16 protein-coding genes are annotated in these 16,350 nt (G+C 38.1%); all 16 read left to right on the top strand.

Going from position 1 to position 16,350, the window contains the following annotated elements:
- The first annotated feature begins 26 nt into the window (after positions 1–26).
- Positions 27–1,622 carry a PTS transporter subunit EIIC gene (locus MHH51_RS22640; protein WP_147211410.1) on the top strand — a complete coding sequence of 532 codons (1,596 nt, stop codon included), beginning with the start codon at positions 27–29 and terminating at the stop codon, positions 1,620–1,622.
- 70 nt (positions 1,623–1,692) lie between these two features.
- Entirely contained in the window at positions 1,693–2,430 is a 738-nt protein-coding gene (locus tag MHH51_RS22635; RefSeq protein ID WP_339283721.1) for a glucosamine-6-phosphate deaminase, read from the top strand.
- A 227-nt stretch (positions 2,431–2,657) separates the two neighbouring features.
- Positions 2,658–2,975, top strand: a complete 318-nt coding sequence (locus tag MHH51_RS22630) for a PTS sugar transporter subunit IIB (RefSeq protein ID WP_147211408.1) — start codon at positions 2,658–2,660, stop codon at positions 2,973–2,975.
- Positions 2,976–2,977: 2 nt separating this feature from the next.
- The gene (locus MHH51_RS22625; RefSeq protein ID WP_147211407.1) at positions 2,978–3,304 is read left to right on the top strand and encodes a PTS lactose/cellobiose transporter subunit IIA; all 327 of its coding nucleotides are present in this window, start codon (positions 2,978–2,980) and stop codon (positions 3,302–3,304) included.
- A 5-nt stretch (positions 3,305–3,309) separates the two neighbouring features.
- Positions 3,310–4,557, top strand: a complete 1,248-nt coding sequence (locus MHH51_RS22620; protein ID WP_147211406.1) for a PTS transporter subunit EIIC — start codon at positions 3,310–3,312, stop codon at positions 4,555–4,557.
- A complete protein-coding gene (locus tag MHH51_RS22615; RefSeq protein WP_147211405.1) occupies positions 4,554–6,014 on the top strand; it encodes a glycoside hydrolase family 1 protein in 1,461 nt (486 codons plus the stop codon). The genes MHH51_RS22620 and MHH51_RS22615 overlap by 4 nt, the downstream gene beginning before the upstream one ends.
- A gap of 59 nt (positions 6,015–6,073) precedes the next feature.
- Positions 6,074–8,005: a PRD domain-containing protein gene (locus tag MHH51_RS22610; RefSeq protein WP_339283716.1), complete on the top strand. Its 1,932-nt coding sequence runs from the start codon at positions 6,074–6,076 to the stop codon at positions 8,003–8,005.
- A gap of 34 nt (positions 8,006–8,039) precedes the next feature.
- Positions 8,040–8,198 (top strand): hypothetical protein, encoded by a 159-nt coding sequence (locus MHH51_RS22605; RefSeq protein WP_186813680.1) that lies wholly within the window; start codon positions 8,040–8,042, stop codon positions 8,196–8,198.
- Positions 8,199–8,442: 244 nt separating this feature from the next.
- On the top strand, positions 8,443–9,918 hold the full coding sequence (locus MHH51_RS22600) for a PRD domain-containing protein (protein ID WP_147211403.1): 1,476 nt from the start codon (positions 8,443–8,445) through the stop codon (positions 9,916–9,918).
- The gene (locus MHH51_RS22595; RefSeq protein ID WP_147211402.1) at positions 9,918–10,409 is read left to right on the top strand and encodes a PTS sugar transporter subunit IIA; all 492 of its coding nucleotides are present in this window, start codon (positions 9,918–9,920) and stop codon (positions 10,407–10,409) included. Before MHH51_RS22600 ends, MHH51_RS22595 begins: the two co-directional genes overlap by 1 nt.
- Before the next feature lie 2 nt (positions 10,410–10,411).
- Positions 10,412–11,311, top strand: a complete 900-nt coding sequence (locus MHH51_RS22590) for a ketose-bisphosphate aldolase (RefSeq protein ID WP_147211401.1) — start codon at positions 10,412–10,414, stop codon at positions 11,309–11,311.
- Positions 11,308–11,622 (top strand): PTS fructose transporter subunit IIB, encoded by a 315-nt coding sequence (locus tag MHH51_RS22585; RefSeq protein ID WP_147211400.1) that lies wholly within the window; start codon positions 11,308–11,310, stop codon positions 11,620–11,622. Before MHH51_RS22590 ends, MHH51_RS22585 begins: the two co-directional genes overlap by 4 nt.
- 47 nt (positions 11,623–11,669) lie before the next feature.
- On the top strand, positions 11,670–12,767 hold the full coding sequence (locus MHH51_RS22580) for a PTS fructose transporter subunit IIC (protein WP_147211399.1): 1,098 nt from the start codon (positions 11,670–11,672) through the stop codon (positions 12,765–12,767).
- Between the two features lie 20 nt (positions 12,768–12,787).
- Positions 12,788–13,300: a D-lyxose/D-mannose family sugar isomerase gene (locus MHH51_RS22575; protein WP_339286354.1), complete on the top strand. Its 513-nt coding sequence runs from the start codon at positions 12,788–12,790 to the stop codon at positions 13,298–13,300.
- Positions 13,301–13,528: 228 nt separating this feature from the next.
- Entirely contained in the window at positions 13,529–15,049 is a 1,521-nt protein-coding gene (gene xylB / locus MHH51_RS22570) for a xylulokinase (protein ID WP_147211436.1), read from the top strand.
- Between the two features lie 182 nt (positions 15,050–15,231).
- A complete protein-coding gene (locus MHH51_RS22565; protein WP_156986208.1) occupies positions 15,232–16,248 on the top strand; it encodes an oxidoreductase in 1,017 nt (338 codons plus the stop codon).
- Positions 16,249–16,350 lie beyond the last annotated feature (102 nt).

The raw sequence follows: 16,350 nt of genomic DNA, 5'->3' as shown, positions 1-16,350 counted from the left end.
CAGCCAGATAAACGGAGGTGTGTAATGTGAGAACAAAAATTCAAAAGTTTGGTAAGACATTAATGGGTCCATTATCCATTATTATTGCTTCAGGATTATTACTAGGTATTGTTTCCATTTTGCAAAATCCATCACTTGTTGGTGAAACGTTTGCTAATGCTGTCATCATTCAAAATATTATTGGCGGGGTACAGGCGATTGTTTCCATGATGTTTGCACTGCTGCCAATTCTATTTGCTATTTCGGTAGCTACCGGAATGGCAAGAGAAGATAAAGAGATAGCCGGTTTTTCTGTAGTCATTGCATTTGTTATCTTTCATGTAGTTATCGGTTATTTCCTGAAGCTGAATGGTATAACCGCAGAAACAACATCTGTGGAGTATCTGTTACAAGAAGGCATGAATCAGGTCCGGGCAGTGGAAATATCCAATGCCTATGAATTAATGCTTGGTGTATTTACCTATCGGATGGGTGTTTTTGGAGGTATTCTTGTAGGATTATGGACTGCCTTTATTCATAATCGATACCATACGAAACAATTGCCTACTGCTTTCAGCTTTTTTAGCGGGAACCGTTTTGTTCCGATTATGATTATTGTAACGATCCCATTTGTTTCATTTGCTGCTTATTTAATCTGGCCATACTTTAATACAGCTATCAATGGTTTAGGCGGATTAATCGGGCGGTCGGGTGCAATTGGGACATTTTTATACGGCTTTTCCGAGAGATTGCTTATTCCTACGGGGCTGCATCATGTATTAAACCAATTAATCCGTTTCACTCCAATAGGTGGTACGGCGGTTGTAGACGGCCAGACTGTATCCGGAGCATTATCTATATTTAACGCATCGCTTGCTTCTGCACAGCCGGACATGGAAACATTAAGAGCAGCAACGCGCTTCTTAACACAAGGGACACATGCTTTTATGGTATTTGGTCTCCCAGCTGCATGTTATGCGATGTATAAAACGGCTTATTTAAAAAATCGTCCAAAAGTAAAAGGAATGCTTCTTGCTGCAGCATTAACAGCTTTTCTGACAGGTATTACAGAGCCGATTGAGTTTGCTTTTATCTTTATTTCACCAATTTTATGGGTGTTTCATGCATTTATGGCCGGCCTCTCATTCTTCTTGATGACAGTAATGGGTGTAGCAGTTGGGAATGCTGGCGGCGGCTTGATTGATTTAACGATTTTCGGTATTTTACAAGGTACCTATACGAGATGGTATTTAATTGTACTTGTCGGTATTTTCTACGCTGTTGCTTATTACTTTGTATTCAAATTCGTTATTGAAAAGATGGATGTCAAGACTCCAGGCAGAACATCAGATTCTGAGGAAACAATTGAAGATACAAAGCTGGGGGCTTCAACAAAGGAAGGAGATAATTTAGGTGCACAAATTATGACTGCACTTGGAGGAAAAGAAAATATTGTTGAGATCGATAATTGTATTTCCAGGTTACGATTGATACTAAATGATACCTCTGTAGTTAATGAAGCCTTATTAAAAGAAACAGGATCTATGGGAATTGTAAAAATTGATCAAAAAAATATTCAGGTTGTTTATGGCGGCAAAGTTGAACAGGCTGCTCGAGCCTTGAAGCAGGAAGTAAAGAAATAATCGATGTAAAAAAGGATTGTAATAAAGGAGGGACATTCATTAAAACAGAATTGTTTTAATGATAAAAAAGATGAAAACTATTTTTGTGAAAAACTATGAGGAAATGTCGGAAAAAGGGTATGAAATTATTAAAGATGTGATTGAAACAAAGGAACAGCCGGTAATATCAATGACAACTGGCGGTTCACCAAGAGGGCTATTTACTTTGCTTGTAGAAGGAGTAAATAACGGGCTGGATATAAGTAATACGGTGATGATGAATCTGGATGAATATATTGGTCCGAAGAATGCCGTTTATACAGTAAACACCTTTATGTATGAAAATTTTTATAACAAAATTAATACGCAGCCGAAAGAAATCTTTTTAATCAATGGAGAAGCCGATAATAAAGAGGAAGAAATCAACAGATATAAAGAAGTGTTAAATGCTTATCCGAGAGATGTTCAGGTGCTTGGATTAGGAACCAATGGGCATATTGGAGCCAATGAACCCGGGACGCCTTTTGATTCGACTATTTTCCTGGCAGAGCATGATGACTCTACCATTGAAAGCACCATGAGAGAATATAATATTGAAAGAGAAGAAGCCCCGACAGAAATGATAACATTGGGATTCACGGAAATTTTAGAAGCAGAGAAAGTCATCCTGCTTGTTTCTGGAAAACGTAAAAGTGAAGCAGTGAAAAACCTTCTGGAAGGGGAAGTTACTGCAGACTGCCCTGCAACTGCGCTCAGGGATAAGGATAATGTCATTGTTATTATTGATGAGGAAGCAGCATCCTTGTTGGATGAAGAGACGAAAAAATAAGGTAGATTGAAAAGATAATTATTTATAAAAAAATACAATGAGGCACATTCTGCTTATTAACGAAGCAGAATGTGCCTTATTTGGTTTTTTGAAGGTGGTGCAAACATGTTTGTATATGTACCTGCTTTTCGGTTTAACCACTCTTCCTAATACGAGGAAATAGATTTAAATGTAATCGCTTCCTCTCGTTGATAAACTTGAATTATAAAAGAAAGGGGAAGTTGATTATGACTAAAAAAGTATTATTAATCTGCGGTGCAGGAGCATCTTCAGGATTTATGGCTGCGGCAGCAAGAAAAGCTGCGAAGAAAGAGAAAGCAGATATTGAATTTAAAGCAAAAAGTGAATCTGAGGTGCATAACCACTTAAATGAAATTGACTTATTATTAGTGGCACCACATTTAAAATATATGATTGAAGAAGTGCAGGGAGCCTGTGAGGAAGCAGGAGTTAAAGCAGGAATTATTCCACAGCGGGTTTACGGTGCCCTGGATGGCAAGGGATTGGTTAAAGTAGCAAAAGATTATCTTGAAGGCGGCGAGTAATTATGGAAGAAGTAAGCAAAGATGAATTAGTATCCATTTCTATGCAGGTGATTCTGCATGCAGGAAATGCGCGCGAATTGGTATTTCAGGCGGTGAATAAAGCTTCAGAAGCTAAATTTGAAGAAGCAGATCGATTAATAAAAGAGGCAAATGACGAAGTAGGAACTGCTCATCAGGCACAGACAAATATGCTGCAAAAAGAGGCGGAAGGTATTGATATTCCTTACTCCCCATTATTTGGACATGCGCAGGATACGTTAATGACGGTGAAAACAGAAATAAATATGATGCAGGAAATAATTAAGCTTTATAAAGAACTGAAGGGGTGAAACAAATGGAACGTTTTACAGCTTGGATGACGGACAGTTTTTCACCAAAGGTTAATAAAATTGCAAAGAATCCGTGGGTCGCAGCAATTCAGGATTCTATTCTAGCTGCCATGCCAATGGTATTTATCGGGTCCTTTGCAACGATTCTATCGATTGTAAAAGACTTTTGGGAAGGGTTTCCAGATTTCTCGATGATCAGCTCTTTTTCTTTCGGATTGTTTTCTCTATTTTTAGCTTATCTTATTCCGGAAGCTATCATGAAGCGTAAAGGTCATGCAGAGGTTTCGAAGCAGGCTGGACTCGCTGGTATCGCTTTTTTCCTATTACTCGTATTTCCGCAGTTTACAGCGGAGGGTATGATTCAATTTGATTTTAATACGTTGGGAACTGGTGGAATGATTGCAGCGCTGGTTTCGGGGATATTCGTAGGGTTTATTATGAATCTGTTTTCCAAATGGAAATTCATCGGTGAGGATTCAGCTATTCCGGATTTTGTTGCTGTCTGGTTCAATACGTTAATCCCGATTATCGTGATTCTATTAATTGGATGGCTATTTACTTTCCAATTAGAAATCAGCTTATACAGTGTGGTTAATTCCATCTTTTTACCATTAGTTAATCTGGGACAAAGCTTTTGGGGATTTGTGATTATTTTCTTTATCGGTTTTGCCTTTTTGTACACTTTTGGGATTTCAACATGGGTTATTTATCCTGTTCAATCGGCTATTGCTTTACCGGCTATTGCAGAGAACCAGGCTAATTTTGCAGCTGGCCAAGAAGTAACGAATATTTTCACAGCTGAGGCTGGTCAATTATTTTTGATCGGCGGGGGCGGAGCTACTTTAGCGCTATGTATTATGCTTGCCTTTATGGCTAAGTCACAGCGGTTAAAAATGATTGGGAAGGCATCGCTTATTCCATCTATTTTCAATATTAATGAACCAATTGTATTTGGTGCACCAATTGCATTTAACCCGGTTTTAATGATACCTATGTGGATTAATGGACTGGTAGGTCCAATATTAACCTGGATTGTTTTGAAGGTTGGTCTGGTTCCAATTCCGCATGAACCGTTCCAGCTCTGGTATTTACCTGGACCGATTTTAAACTGGCTTGTGACAGCATCGATTACTGGGTTGATTTACTTCTTTGTGATTTTTGCAGCTTCATGGGTTATTTACTATCCATTTTTCAAAATTTACGATAAACAAGCTATAGAGCAAGATAAAGAATTATTAGAGGAAGGGGAATGATTAAATTGAGAAAAAATAACTACGCAAGCTTTCCAGAAGATTTTCTTTGGGGAGGTGCAATTGCTGCAAGTCAGGCAGATGGTGCCTGGCAAGCTGATGGCAAAAAGCTAAACAGCTCAGATGTGCAGCCTTATTTAAAAGGAAAATCAAATGATGAAATTCAACAATTAGAAAAACTTGGGATGACGTTGGAAGAAGTAAAGAAAAATGTAGCAGATACCGGGCAGTATTTTCCGAAACGTTTTGGAATTGATTTCTATCATACGTATGAATCAGATCTGGAACTCTTAGCAGAGATGGGCTTTAAAACCTTCCGTACGTCAATAGATTGGGCAAGAGTATTTCCAAACGGAGATGAGAAGGAGCCAAACGAAGTAGCACTAGCTCATTATGGAAAAATGATTGATAAGATGAAGTCTTTAGGTATCGAGCCAATTATCACCATGCTTCATTATGAAACGCCGATTCATATCACATTGGAGTATGGAGGCTGGACGAATAAAGCTGTTATTGAGATGTTTGAACGATATGGAAAAGTGTTATTAGAACGTTTCGGCGATCGGGTGAAATATTGGATTGTCATTAATCAGGTCAATATGGTGCAGATTGAGCCATTTCTTTCGCTTGGCGTATGCAGTGATCAATATAAACGCAAGGAAGAAGCGGAATACCAGGGTGTCTACAATCAATTGGTAGCTTCAGCGAAGATTCGGAAATACGCAAAAACCTTGCCGTATGATTTGCAAATTGGCACGATGGTAGCTGATTGTACAGTTTATCCATATTCTTGCAAGCCTAGTGATATTATTCTTGCTATGGAGCATAACCGTATGCAGTATTTCTTTACGGATGTACAGTTCCGAGGCGATATTCCAGTTTACGCAGAAAGGTATTTTACAGAAAATAATATTCATTTGGATATCACAGATGAAGAGCGGGCATTACTAAAAGAAAACACAATGGATTATCTTGGTATTTCCTATTATTTTTCACAAATGGTGGATGCAGAAAAGAATGTGAACAAAGCAGATTCTATTACGCCAAATCCACATTTAGATGCGAACCCATGGGGCTGGAATGTCGATCCACAAGGCTTATACAATTCGCTTTCCCAATATTGGGACCGTTATGAAAAACCTATTGTTATCGCTGAAAATGGTTTTGGCATGTATGATGAGTTAGTAGATGGCAAAGTTCATGATGACTATCGTATTGCCTATTTAGGAGATCATATTGAACAGATTGGACGTGCCATTCAAAATGGGGCAAATGTTATCGGCTATTGTGCATGGGGACCAATTGATATCGTCAGCTGCTCTTCCCAGCAAATGTCCAAGCGCTACGGTTTTATCTATGTCGATTTGGATGATGAAGGAAATGGAACTGGAAAACGAATTAAAAAGGACAGCTTTGATTGGTACAAACAGGTTATCGCAACAAATGGTTCTGAAATATAAGCAGTAATAGAAAAAAGGGGTGGCAGGCACCCCTTTTTTCTCTATAAGGAATGATTATTATGAACAACACAGAAATGCTCTTAGATTATTTAAGAAAACAGGCAGGAGAACATTATGTATCTTCCAAAACGTTGGCAGAGGCTTTAAGTGTAAGTGATCGTACGGTTCGGAATTATGTGAAAGCAATCAATGAAAAGCATCCCAACCTGATTGAATCCAGCAGAGCAGGCTATCGCATCGGAGAAGAAAACAAGCAGGTTCATAAAGGTACAAACACTACAAGTCATGCGGAGAGCAGACGTTTTTATATATTGAGGCGCCTGATTAAAAGGTCTGAACGCGGTTTGGATTTATTTGATTTAGCAGATACGTTATATGTTTCTGATGCAACGATACGTTCGGATATGGCTCAGCTTAATCAGTTAGTAAATAAGCATGGGTTGCAGATTACTCAACAGCATCATCGGTATTTGTTGAAAGGAAATGAAAAGAGCCGGAGAAAGCTGATGATTGATTTAATTGATTATTCGAAGCCGACCAGTACCTCTTTAGAACAGGAAATCCAGATGTTTTTAGGAGATATATCCCTGCAAATGTTAATGAAATTGAGTAAAGAAAGCTTTGAAAAATATGATGTGCATCCAAATACGTATTTTTTCAAAAATTTTATTCTGCATTTAGCGATAGCTGTAGACCGTGCTTCGGACGATGAGCAATTAGAGAGGAGCTCTTATCAAGTTGAAAACCGAACTGCTGTCAGCTTTCAGGTAGTGGAAGAAATAGCGGAGCGGTTGTATAAAAATCATCAGATTCGCCTTTCTCAAGCAGATAAAGACGAACTCTCTATCTTATTTGACGGACAATCTAACCCGGATAAGACACTGGTAAATAACTATACCAGTAATGATATCGCTAAAGCTTTAGATCATGCTATTCAGGAAATAAGTGGTGTTTATATGGTTGATTTTGATAATGATTCATTTAGAAATCGGCTGCTGATTCATATTCAAAATCTCTATAATCGTTTATTACAAAATAAATATACGAGAAACTTAAGTGTTCTGAATATACGTATCAAGTATCCGATTATCTTTGATATTGCAGTCTATCTGGCATCCGTCTTGTCCAATGATCTGGATGTTGAAATCAATGATGATGAGATTGCTTTTCTCGCGCTGCATATCGGCTCTTACCTGAATAGCCAGCCGGAGGAAGAACAAAAAATTAAAACGATTATTATTACTCCTTCCTATCTGTCGCAGCAGTCAGATATTAAACAGGTTATTGAAAGAAATTTTGATGAGGATTTAGAAGTGGCGGGAGTCTATGAAGATGTCAGTGAGATAAATGCACTCCTTTCGCCAGAATTCATTATTACAACACTGGATGCTAACCAAGTAGAGAACGCTTTTGCCACGATTCATGCAGAAATTGTAAGCATACATGAATTTATCACAAAGCATGATATCACATTAATCCGAAGAAAAATCGAAGAAATCAAGCATTACAAATATGTCCGCTTTATAAAAAAGAAAATTCCGGAGCTTATTAAAGAGGAATTTTTAATCCATTTACATGAAAAGTTATCAAAGAAACAAATCATGCAGACAATCTCAGATGTATTTCAGCAAAATAGCTATGTGCCGGCAGATTATCTTGAGAAATTAAATCAGAGAGAAAAAATTTCTGCTACTTCTTATCCAAGTGGGGTGGCTATTCCACATACAATGAAGTATGAAGCGGATAAGACAGGTTTAATTATATTGATACCAGATGCACCAGTTGATTGGGACAGCAATGAAGTAAAATTAATTATTGGGATGGCTGTGAATAAACAGGACACCCATATGTTTAATCAAATCTTTCCGCGCATTATTGAGCTGGTTGCCGAATCTTATCATGTGAATTACCTGGCCGGGGCTAAAAATCGAGAAGTATTTATTGACCGTTTGATTGAGCTGATGGGAGCCGGGGGATATTTTTTGGAATAAGAAAGTAAAAACAATATAATCTAGAGGAAAGAAATTGAACTGTGTGCATAAAGAGATGCCAATTAAGTCATTGAATAGAATAATGGAGGATACAATTAAGCCGCTTCATGAGATTGTGAAAAAATATGATGGTCTCTGGTCGAAAGAAGCGGAAGATTATGTATTGGAGAATGAGAAAGAGATCCAGGTTTAAGTTAAAGATAATTATATGTGTAATATAGGGCTATGAAAATGCTGTTCGGTTCGAGCTGAGAATTGAATGGCATTTTTTATTTTTATAAGTGAAAGATAGAATACATTTCAAAGAGGATTTCTGTACTTCATTGGTTTAAAGCTATATTTTGCAAGCGTTTTAAAAATGTCTGTCATAATGGACACCTAATGAAATGCATGCTCTTTAATTTAAGATATAGTATTAATCAAGGAGGTTAACAAATATGCAGCTAAGCAAAAGAGAGCGCCAATTAATAGAAGTTTTTATTAAGCAAGGAACAACGCTGACAGCTCAAGAAATAGCTGGATTTTGTGATATCTCAACGAAGACTGTTTACCGGACGATTCGAAAGATTAATGAAGCATCTTTAGAAGGAGATATTATTATATCCAGCTCCGGAAAAGGTTTCGACTTAATTTATGATAGATATTTAGAGCAGGTTGTAGAGAATAATGGAATAAGAACAGCTGCTAGTGAACCTTTGAGCCGAAGAAATAATATTATTGTATCTTTACTGTTTAGATCACCGAAGCGAATCAGGATAGATGAAGCTTTTGGTGCTTATTTTGTAAGCGATTCCGTAATTAGTAATGATTTATCCAGAATAGAAAGCTTTTTAAAGCAAAACGATCTGAATCTGATTAGAAACGGTAAATATATTTCTATTGAAGGCCATGAAAAAACAATACGCAAAGTAGTGAATATGCTTATCAGCAGTAATGATTTGATAGATGATCAATTTACTACTGTCGAACACCAAATCAGTCCAGTAGATATCAACTTTATTACGTCACTGTTAGAAAAGCTGGAGGCGTGCTTTGAAGGAGGAATCCCTTATCCATATAAAATGAACATACTGTCACATATTTATATTCTTGTGAAACGCTTTCGAGATGGAGGGAGGCCGCGGGAAAGTGAGGATGGATTCCTGGATGAGGAAGAGCAGAAATTAACGGAGGATTATAAAGAGTTCTATCATATTTCTAAAAAGTTCATTCAAAAAATAGAAAACTATCTGTGTACGAGTCTGCCAGATATAGAGATATTTTATTTATTTCAATATCTGATTTCATCCCGTATAGCTGGACAATCTATCCGTACACCAATCAGTGGAGATCTTATAAAAGAAGTGACAGGTTTTTTTTCGCTGGAAGCCGGAAGAAATATAGGTATTCAGCAGCTTGGAGAAATTAATAAGAAGGATTTATACAAGCATATGGGACCGTTATTATATCGTTTGAAGAATGAAATCATGATTCAGAATGATTTGTTAGAGGATATCAAAGTAGAGTATACAGATACATTTCAGAAGGTTAAGGAGGCTGCGCAAAAAGCTTGCAGAAAGTTTCACCTAAACAAAATTTCGGAAGATGAAATAGGATTTCTAACTGTTTACTTTGTGAAATATAAAGAGTTATTAGAAGTGAAACGTAGAGTACTGATTATGTGCAGCAGCGGGGTCGGAACCTCAGAATTACTGAAGGTCAAAGTAAATAAAGCCTTCCCGGACCTGGAAATTGTAGCGGTGCTATCACAGCGGCAATTCGTAAAAAATATCGATAAGTATAAAAATATTGATCTGATTCTGACGACCATTCATTTAAATGAGGAGTTGCCAACGCCGTCCATTTTAGTTAATGCTGTATTTACCAAACAGGATGAGGGAAGAGTCAAACAAATGTTAGGAGAGATGTCGTAATGGAACAATTAGAAACCATCGACTTGCAAAAAGTAATAAAGAAAGAGCTTATTACAGTAGATTTAGAGGCAACGACAAAGGAAGGTGTAATTTATGAGCTAACAGATCTTTTATATGAAGGGGGGTGTTTAACGGATCAAGAGGCATTTATAAAGGATGTATTTCTAAGAGAAAAAGAGGGAGCAACTGGGCTGGGAAATGGCATTGCGATTCCGCATGGCAAATCTGGCAGTGTTCTCAAAACACGAATTGCAGTTGGAATTAGTAAAAATAATATCTCGTGGGAATCACTTGATGATAAACCGGTGAACGCGATAATTTTATTCGCCGTTCAAGACAGCGATGCAAACACAACACATATTTTGCTGTTGCAGCAAGTAGCTATTTTCTTGGCAGATGAAGACTTTTTAGAACGCTTAAAAAATGCAAGGTCTGAAGAAGAAGTTATTGAACTGTTTACAAAAAATAAAAAAAGAAATGGGGAGTATTGAATATGTTAATCAATGGAAAAGAACTATTAGAGGTAGCGCAAAAACATCATTTCGCAGTACCAGCTTTTAACGCAGGATCAGGTCAACTTTTTAATGCAACTCTGGAAAGCTGTGAAAAACTGAATGCACCACTAATGATGGCAATACATCCAGATGAATTAGCCTTTTTAACAGACAGTTTTATTGGTCAGGTGAAAGCGGCTGCCAATAAGACAACTATTCCAGTTTGTATCCATCTGGATCATGGGGCTTCTTTTGAACAAGTCATGAAAGCGATTCGATTAGGTTTTACCTCTGTCATGATTGACGCTTCCCACCTGCCTTTTGAAGAAAATATCGAAATCACACAAAAGGTAGTAGAGGCAGCGCATGCAGCTGGTGTGGCAGTAGAGGCAGAATTAGGAACGATTGGTGACACTGGAAATACAGTAGAAGGTGGAGTCTCAGAAGTTGTTTATACAGATCCTGAAACTGCCAAAGAATTTGTTGAACGTACAGGGGTGGATTCCTTGGCCATTGCAATAGGTACTGCCCATGGAATCTATCCGAAAAATGTGGACCCTAAGCTTCGTTTAGATATTTTAGAAGAGACAGCCAAACGTGTAGATATTCCTCTCGTGTTGCATGGTGGCTCCAGTAATCCAGACCAGGAGCTTGTTCGTTCAGTTGAAATGGGGATTTGCAAGATAAATATCTCCAGTGATATAAAAATTGTATTTGCAAATAAGCTGCGGGAAATTTTGAATAGTGGTAACAATGAGATTCGTGAACCTAATGTATTATTCCCGCCTTGCATGGAAGAAACAAAGAAAGTGGCAGAACAAAAAATTAAATTATTTAAGGCAGAAAATACCGTTCCGTTTTATCAGTCTGAAGCTGCCATAAAGGGGGTACTTGTATGAATATTGTAGGTGTAGCAGCTTGTACAGCTGGAATTGCTCATACGTATATTGCGAAAGAAAAGTTAATGAAAGCAGCACAAGAAGCCGGACATTCTATTTTTGTAGAAACACAGGGGACGATTGGAACACAGGATAATTTGACAGAAGAGCAAATTAAAGAGGCTGACGTAGTGGTTATCGCTGCAGATGTCAAAATTAACGGTAAAAATCGTTTTAAAGGAAAGAAAACCATTGAAGTACCGACAGACTTAGTTATTAAATCTCCAAATAAATTTATCAAAAAAGTAGAAGAAGTTGTGGCTCCTGCTTAAGGTGCCACACAACTTCACTAGCTTCAAAAAGAAGAGAGGTTAGCTTTATGTCGATGTTAAAAAAAATGGAATTGAAAAAACATATGATGACAGCGATTTCTTTTTTCTTACCTGTCGTTGTGGGAGCAGGTTTCCTGTTGGCAATAGGAAATATATTAGGCGGACAAAATATAGAAGACTTTAGTGCGGGATTTACTTTTGCTGATACATTAACTACTATGGGGAATTTGGGCTTAGGTCTGCTGCCGATGGTTGCAGCTACGGCGATATCCTTCTCTATCGCGGATAAACCGGGGATTGCTCCTGGGATTATTGTAGGAATGGTATCCAGCAGTATTGGAGCTGGATTTTTAGGAGGATTGCTGGGTGGTTATATTGCAGGGTATCTTGTTCAATTTATCAAGAAATATGTGAAAGTACCGAAATGGATGGAAGGCTTGATGCCTACATTGATCATACCGTTTCTGGGAGCAGCGCTTGCGGGACTGATAATGTTTTATATCATAGGTACACCTATTTCTGTTTTTACAGAGTATTTAACTGCTTATCTTGGTAACTTGAACACATCTTCTCTATTTCTTTATGGAGTGATTATAGGTGTCTTGTCATCGATTGATTATGGTGGACCTATTAATAAAATTGTCTTTTCATTCGTGTTTACCTTATTCAGTGAAGGAATCTATGAACCTATTACCGTTTTAATTCTGGCATCTATGGTAACACCATTTGGAATGACGATGGCATATTTTATTTCTAAGCTATTTCGGAAAAAAATATATACAAAACTGGAAGTGGAAACACTTAAAACGGCTTTTCCAATGGGGATTTGTCAAATTACAGAGGGATGTTTCCCGATTGTTATGAATGATATTATCCGCTGTGTGGTCGCTACAGGAATTGGTGGCGGCATCGGTGGTGGTCTGAGTATGCTTTGGGCAGCAGATTCACGCATTCCTGCAGGAGGAATGTTTGCATTGCCGACAATGGAAAATCCAATTGGTTTTATTGCTGCATTACTCATTGGATCATTGGCAACTGCGATTGCACTAATCATTCTGAAAAAGCCGGTTACAGATGCTCAGGAAAATAAAGTGAAAGAACATGAAGAAGCAGATATAGATATATCCGATTTGAGAATTTCTTAAGAGTGGGTGTAATAATGGAAATGAAAGATTATCAAAGACAGGTCTTGGAATATTTTCAAAAAGCGGGTATCGTTCTGACCCCGCTGGAAGTAAAAAATTTAGAGATAGCGGATTTTGGGTTGAGAAATTTGCGAGAAGAAGCGCTGAATCTTGTTGTATATGAAAACAATGCACATTATTGCGCAAAAGAAATGGTCCTGTTGCCAAATCAGACATGTCCTGAGCATCGTCATCCACCTGTTAAAGGTAGGAAAGGGAAATTGGAGACATTTCGATGCCGTTATGGAAAAGTCTATCTCTATGTAGAAGGAGATAAATCTTCTGCTATTCAGGCAACTGTACCTGAAGGAAAAGAAGATTTTTATACAGCGCGGGAAGAACATATCCTCTATCCAGGCGATCAGTTCACGATTTCTCCTAATGTTTTGCATTGGTTTCAGGCAGGGGCAAAGGGAGCGGTAATCAGTGAGTTTTCGACAACCAGTGATGATGCCAGTGATATCTTTTCTGACCCTTCTGTTCAAAGAGTATAGTTAAAAACGGTAGTCATAGCAGCTAAGATAGAAGGAGATTCCCCTTTTTGTGAAAGATAGGATTAGACATGAGCAGCAATTTCGGTCAAGAGAGAGATGCTAAGGTTAGGAAACGTGTATGCATATAGAATGGAAATCAATGCAAACGGCATATGTGCAATACGGTTCTATCTTAGCTTCTTTACTGTTATCAAATAATTATCAGGATCGGCAGGGAGCGTGGAAAAAGTGAAATATGCCATTGGAGTGGATTTGGGAACAAGTGCTGTAAAGCTTCTTTTAGTGAACCAGCAAGGGGAGATAGAACAGGTAGTATCTAAAGAATATCCGTTATTACAGGAAAAACCCGGCTATAGTGAACAGAATCCGGAAGATTGGGTTGAACAAACAATAGCTGGTTTATCAGAGCTTGTTGCTGATTTCTCCGGTGACGTAGAGGATATTGAAGGGATAAGTTTCTCAGGACAGATGCACGGGCTTATCTTACTTAACTCAAATCATGAGGTAGTCCGCCCAGCTATTCTATGGAATGATACGCGGACAACGGCAGAATGTCAGGAAATAACGGAGAAACTAGGTAAAAGCAGACTTCTCAAGGCAACGAAAAACATAGCACTGGAAGGATTTACTTTGCCGAAATTGTTATGGGTAAAAAAGAATGAGCCTGAAAATTATCAGAACTCCAGCTTGTTTTTACTTCCAAAGGATTATTTGCGCTTTCGGTTAACGGGGAAGTTACATACAGACTATTCAGATGCTGCGGGAACCCTTTTATTAGACGTAGAGAACAGATCTTGGAGCAGAGAAATCTGTGAACTATTGAATGTAAATATAAATTTATGTCCATCTCTTGTATCCTCGCATGAGATGGTGGGGATGATCCATGAAACAGTTTCGGAACGAACAGGCTTGCGTGTAGAAACAAAGGTTTTTGCAGGAGGAGCAGATAATGCCTGCGGTGCAGTAGGATCTGGTATTCTATCCGGGAACAGGACAATGGTGAGTATCGGGACATCTGGCGTTGTTTTATCGTATGAAGGGTCTGGAGACAAAAATTTTAATGGAGCTGTACATTATTTTAATCATGCTGCAGACAATGCATATTACACAATGGGCGTGACATTGGGAGCAGGTGATAGCTTATCTTGGTTTAGAAATGAATTTGCAGCAGAAACGGCTTTTGAAAAACTGTTACAAGAAGCGGAAGATGTGCCGATAGGAGCAAATGGACTACTTTTTACACCATATATAGTAGGGGAGCGCACTCCGCATGTAGATTCAACGATACGCGGCAGTTTTATTGGCATAGACCGGTCACATGAACGCAGTAATTTTACCAGAGCAGTCATAGAAGGAATTACATTCTCTTTGAATGAATCTCTGGAGCTGTTTAGACAGGAAGGTAAGAAAATAGATACTGTTGTATCTGTTGGTGGTGGAGCGAAAAGCAATCTATGGCTGCAAATTCAAGCAGATATTTTTGGTGTAGATGTAATTAAGTTAAACAGTGAACAAGGTCCTGGATTAGGAGCAGCAATGCTGGCAGCTTATGGGCTAGGATGGTTTCCTTCATTGGCGAGCTGTGCAAATGAATTTTTAGAAGAAAAACAAATAGTAAAGCCAATCAGAGATAATGTAACAATGTACAGCAAATTATTTACACTCTACCAATCTATCTATGCAAATACCAAGCAGATCAATCATGAGCTGATGGTATATCGAAGCGGAACAGTTAATAAACATGATTGAGAAAAGATATTTATCCAGGCTTTTTTAACAAATTGATATGCAATAAAAGAAGTGCCTGCTTTCAAGATAATCTATCAATTGAAGGAGGTACTTTTTGTCATGCTGTATGAAGTCTTTGACCCAAACCCGGTTATAAGTAATAATAGAAGAAAATGCATATAAATCTATTTTAGGAGGCCACTATGCTTACAATCGGTTATATAGGAAATGGAAAAAGCACAAACAGATACCATTTGCCATTCGTACTGCAAAGAGAGAATATAAAGGTGAAAACAATTTATCGGAGAAACCCTGACCATGATAACTGGGATAAGATTAAAGGGGTTCATTATACTTCTGATTTAAATGAACTATTACAGGATGAGGAAATTCAACTCATTGTGATTTGCACAAAACACGACAGCCACTATGAATACGCAAAACTTGTGTTAGAACATAATAAGCACTGTCTGGTCGAAAAGCCTTTTATGGAAACCTCCGGACAGGCAAAAGAAATATTTGCGTTGGCAAAAGAGAAAGGGTTAATTGTACAGGCATATCAAAACAGACGTTTTGATAGTGATTTTTTAACTGTTCAAAAAGTGATAGAAGAAGGGAAAATCGGGGACTTGCTGGAGGTGGAAATGCACTATGACTATTACCGCCCTGAAGTGCCGGAGTCTGCCGATTCCTTTGACCCCAATTCATCATTTCTATATGGACATGGCTGTCATACGCTGGATCAGGTTATCAGCTATTTCGGCAAGCCGGATGATATCCGTTATGATGTGAAACAATTGCTGGGGCAGGGAAGAATGAATGACTATTTCGATCTCGATCTATATTACGGCAGGTTGAAAGTATCTGTGAAATCCAGTTATTTCAGGCTGAAGGAAAGACCGAGCTTTGTTGTCCATGGTAACAAAGGGTGCTTTATCAAAGAAACAAAGGATCGTCAGGAAGAGCACTTAAAGCTATTTTATATGCCTGATAATAAGGATTTTGGTATAGATACCATTCATCATTACGGTGTACTGACTTATATTGATGAAGAAGGGACCATTCATGAAGAAAAGGTGCCATCCGTCAATGGAGATTACGGAAGAGTATACGATGATGTGTACGAAGCTGTGATAAATGGGAAGGATAAAAATATTACAGATGAGCAGACGCTGCTGCAGATGGAAATGTTAGAAACCGGGGTAAAAAATTTAAAGTAAAAAAGAAGAATGATGGGGTAATGCAGACTGATAGAACCTGGGTGAACAAACTAAATTGTTTATCCAGGTTTTTGGATGTGTAAAACATATAACCGTGCGATT

The organism is Oceanobacillus sp. FSL K6-3682, assembly GCF_037976165.1.
Classification (GTDB): domain Bacteria; phylum Bacillota; class Bacilli; order Bacillales; family Amphibacillaceae; genus Oceanobacillus; species Oceanobacillus sojae.
This window is presented reverse-complemented; position numbering and strand designations above follow the sequence as displayed.

Excerpts from the sequence above, each read along its gene's own strand:
- MHH51_RS22635 (WP_339283721.1), top strand. The coding sequence starts at position 1,693 with ATGAAAACTATTTTTGTGAAAAACTATGAGGAAATGTCGGAAAAAGGG.
- MHH51_RS22630 (WP_147211408.1), top strand. The coding sequence starts at position 2,658 with ATGACTAAAAAAGTATTATTAATCTGCGGTGCAGGAGCATCTTCAGGA.
- MHH51_RS22625 (WP_147211407.1), top strand. The coding sequence starts at position 2,978 with ATGGAAGAAGTAAGCAAAGATGAATTAGTATCCATTTCTATGCAGGTG.
- MHH51_RS22620 (WP_147211406.1), top strand. The coding sequence starts at position 3,310 with ATGGAACGTTTTACAGCTTGGATGACGGACAGTTTTTCACCAAAGGTT.
- MHH51_RS22615 (WP_147211405.1), top strand. The coding sequence starts at position 4,554 with ATGATTAAATTGAGAAAAAATAACTACGCAAGCTTTCCAGAAGATTTT.
- MHH51_RS22610 (WP_339283716.1), top strand. The coding sequence starts at position 6,074 with ATGAACAACACAGAAATGCTCTTAGATTATTTAAGAAAACAGGCAGGA.
- MHH51_RS22600 (WP_147211403.1), top strand. The coding sequence starts at position 8,443 with ATGCAGCTAAGCAAAAGAGAGCGCCAATTAATAGAAGTTTTTATTAAG.
- MHH51_RS22595 (WP_147211402.1), top strand. The coding sequence starts at position 9,918 with ATGGAACAATTAGAAACCATCGACTTGCAAAAAGTAATAAAGAAAGAG.
- MHH51_RS22590 (WP_147211401.1), top strand. The coding sequence starts at position 10,412 with ATGTTAATCAATGGAAAAGAACTATTAGAGGTAGCGCAAAAACATCAT.
- MHH51_RS22585 (WP_147211400.1), top strand. The coding sequence starts at position 11,308 with ATGAATATTGTAGGTGTAGCAGCTTGTACAGCTGGAATTGCTCATACG.
- MHH51_RS22580 (WP_147211399.1), top strand. The coding sequence starts at position 11,670 with ATGTCGATGTTAAAAAAAATGGAATTGAAAAAACATATGATGACAGCG.
- MHH51_RS22575 (WP_339286354.1), top strand. The coding sequence starts at position 12,788 with ATGAAAGATTATCAAAGACAGGTCTTGGAATATTTTCAAAAAGCGGGT.
- MHH51_RS22565 (WP_156986208.1), top strand. The coding sequence starts at position 15,232 with ATGCTTACAATCGGTTATATAGGAAATGGAAAAAGCACAAACAGATAC.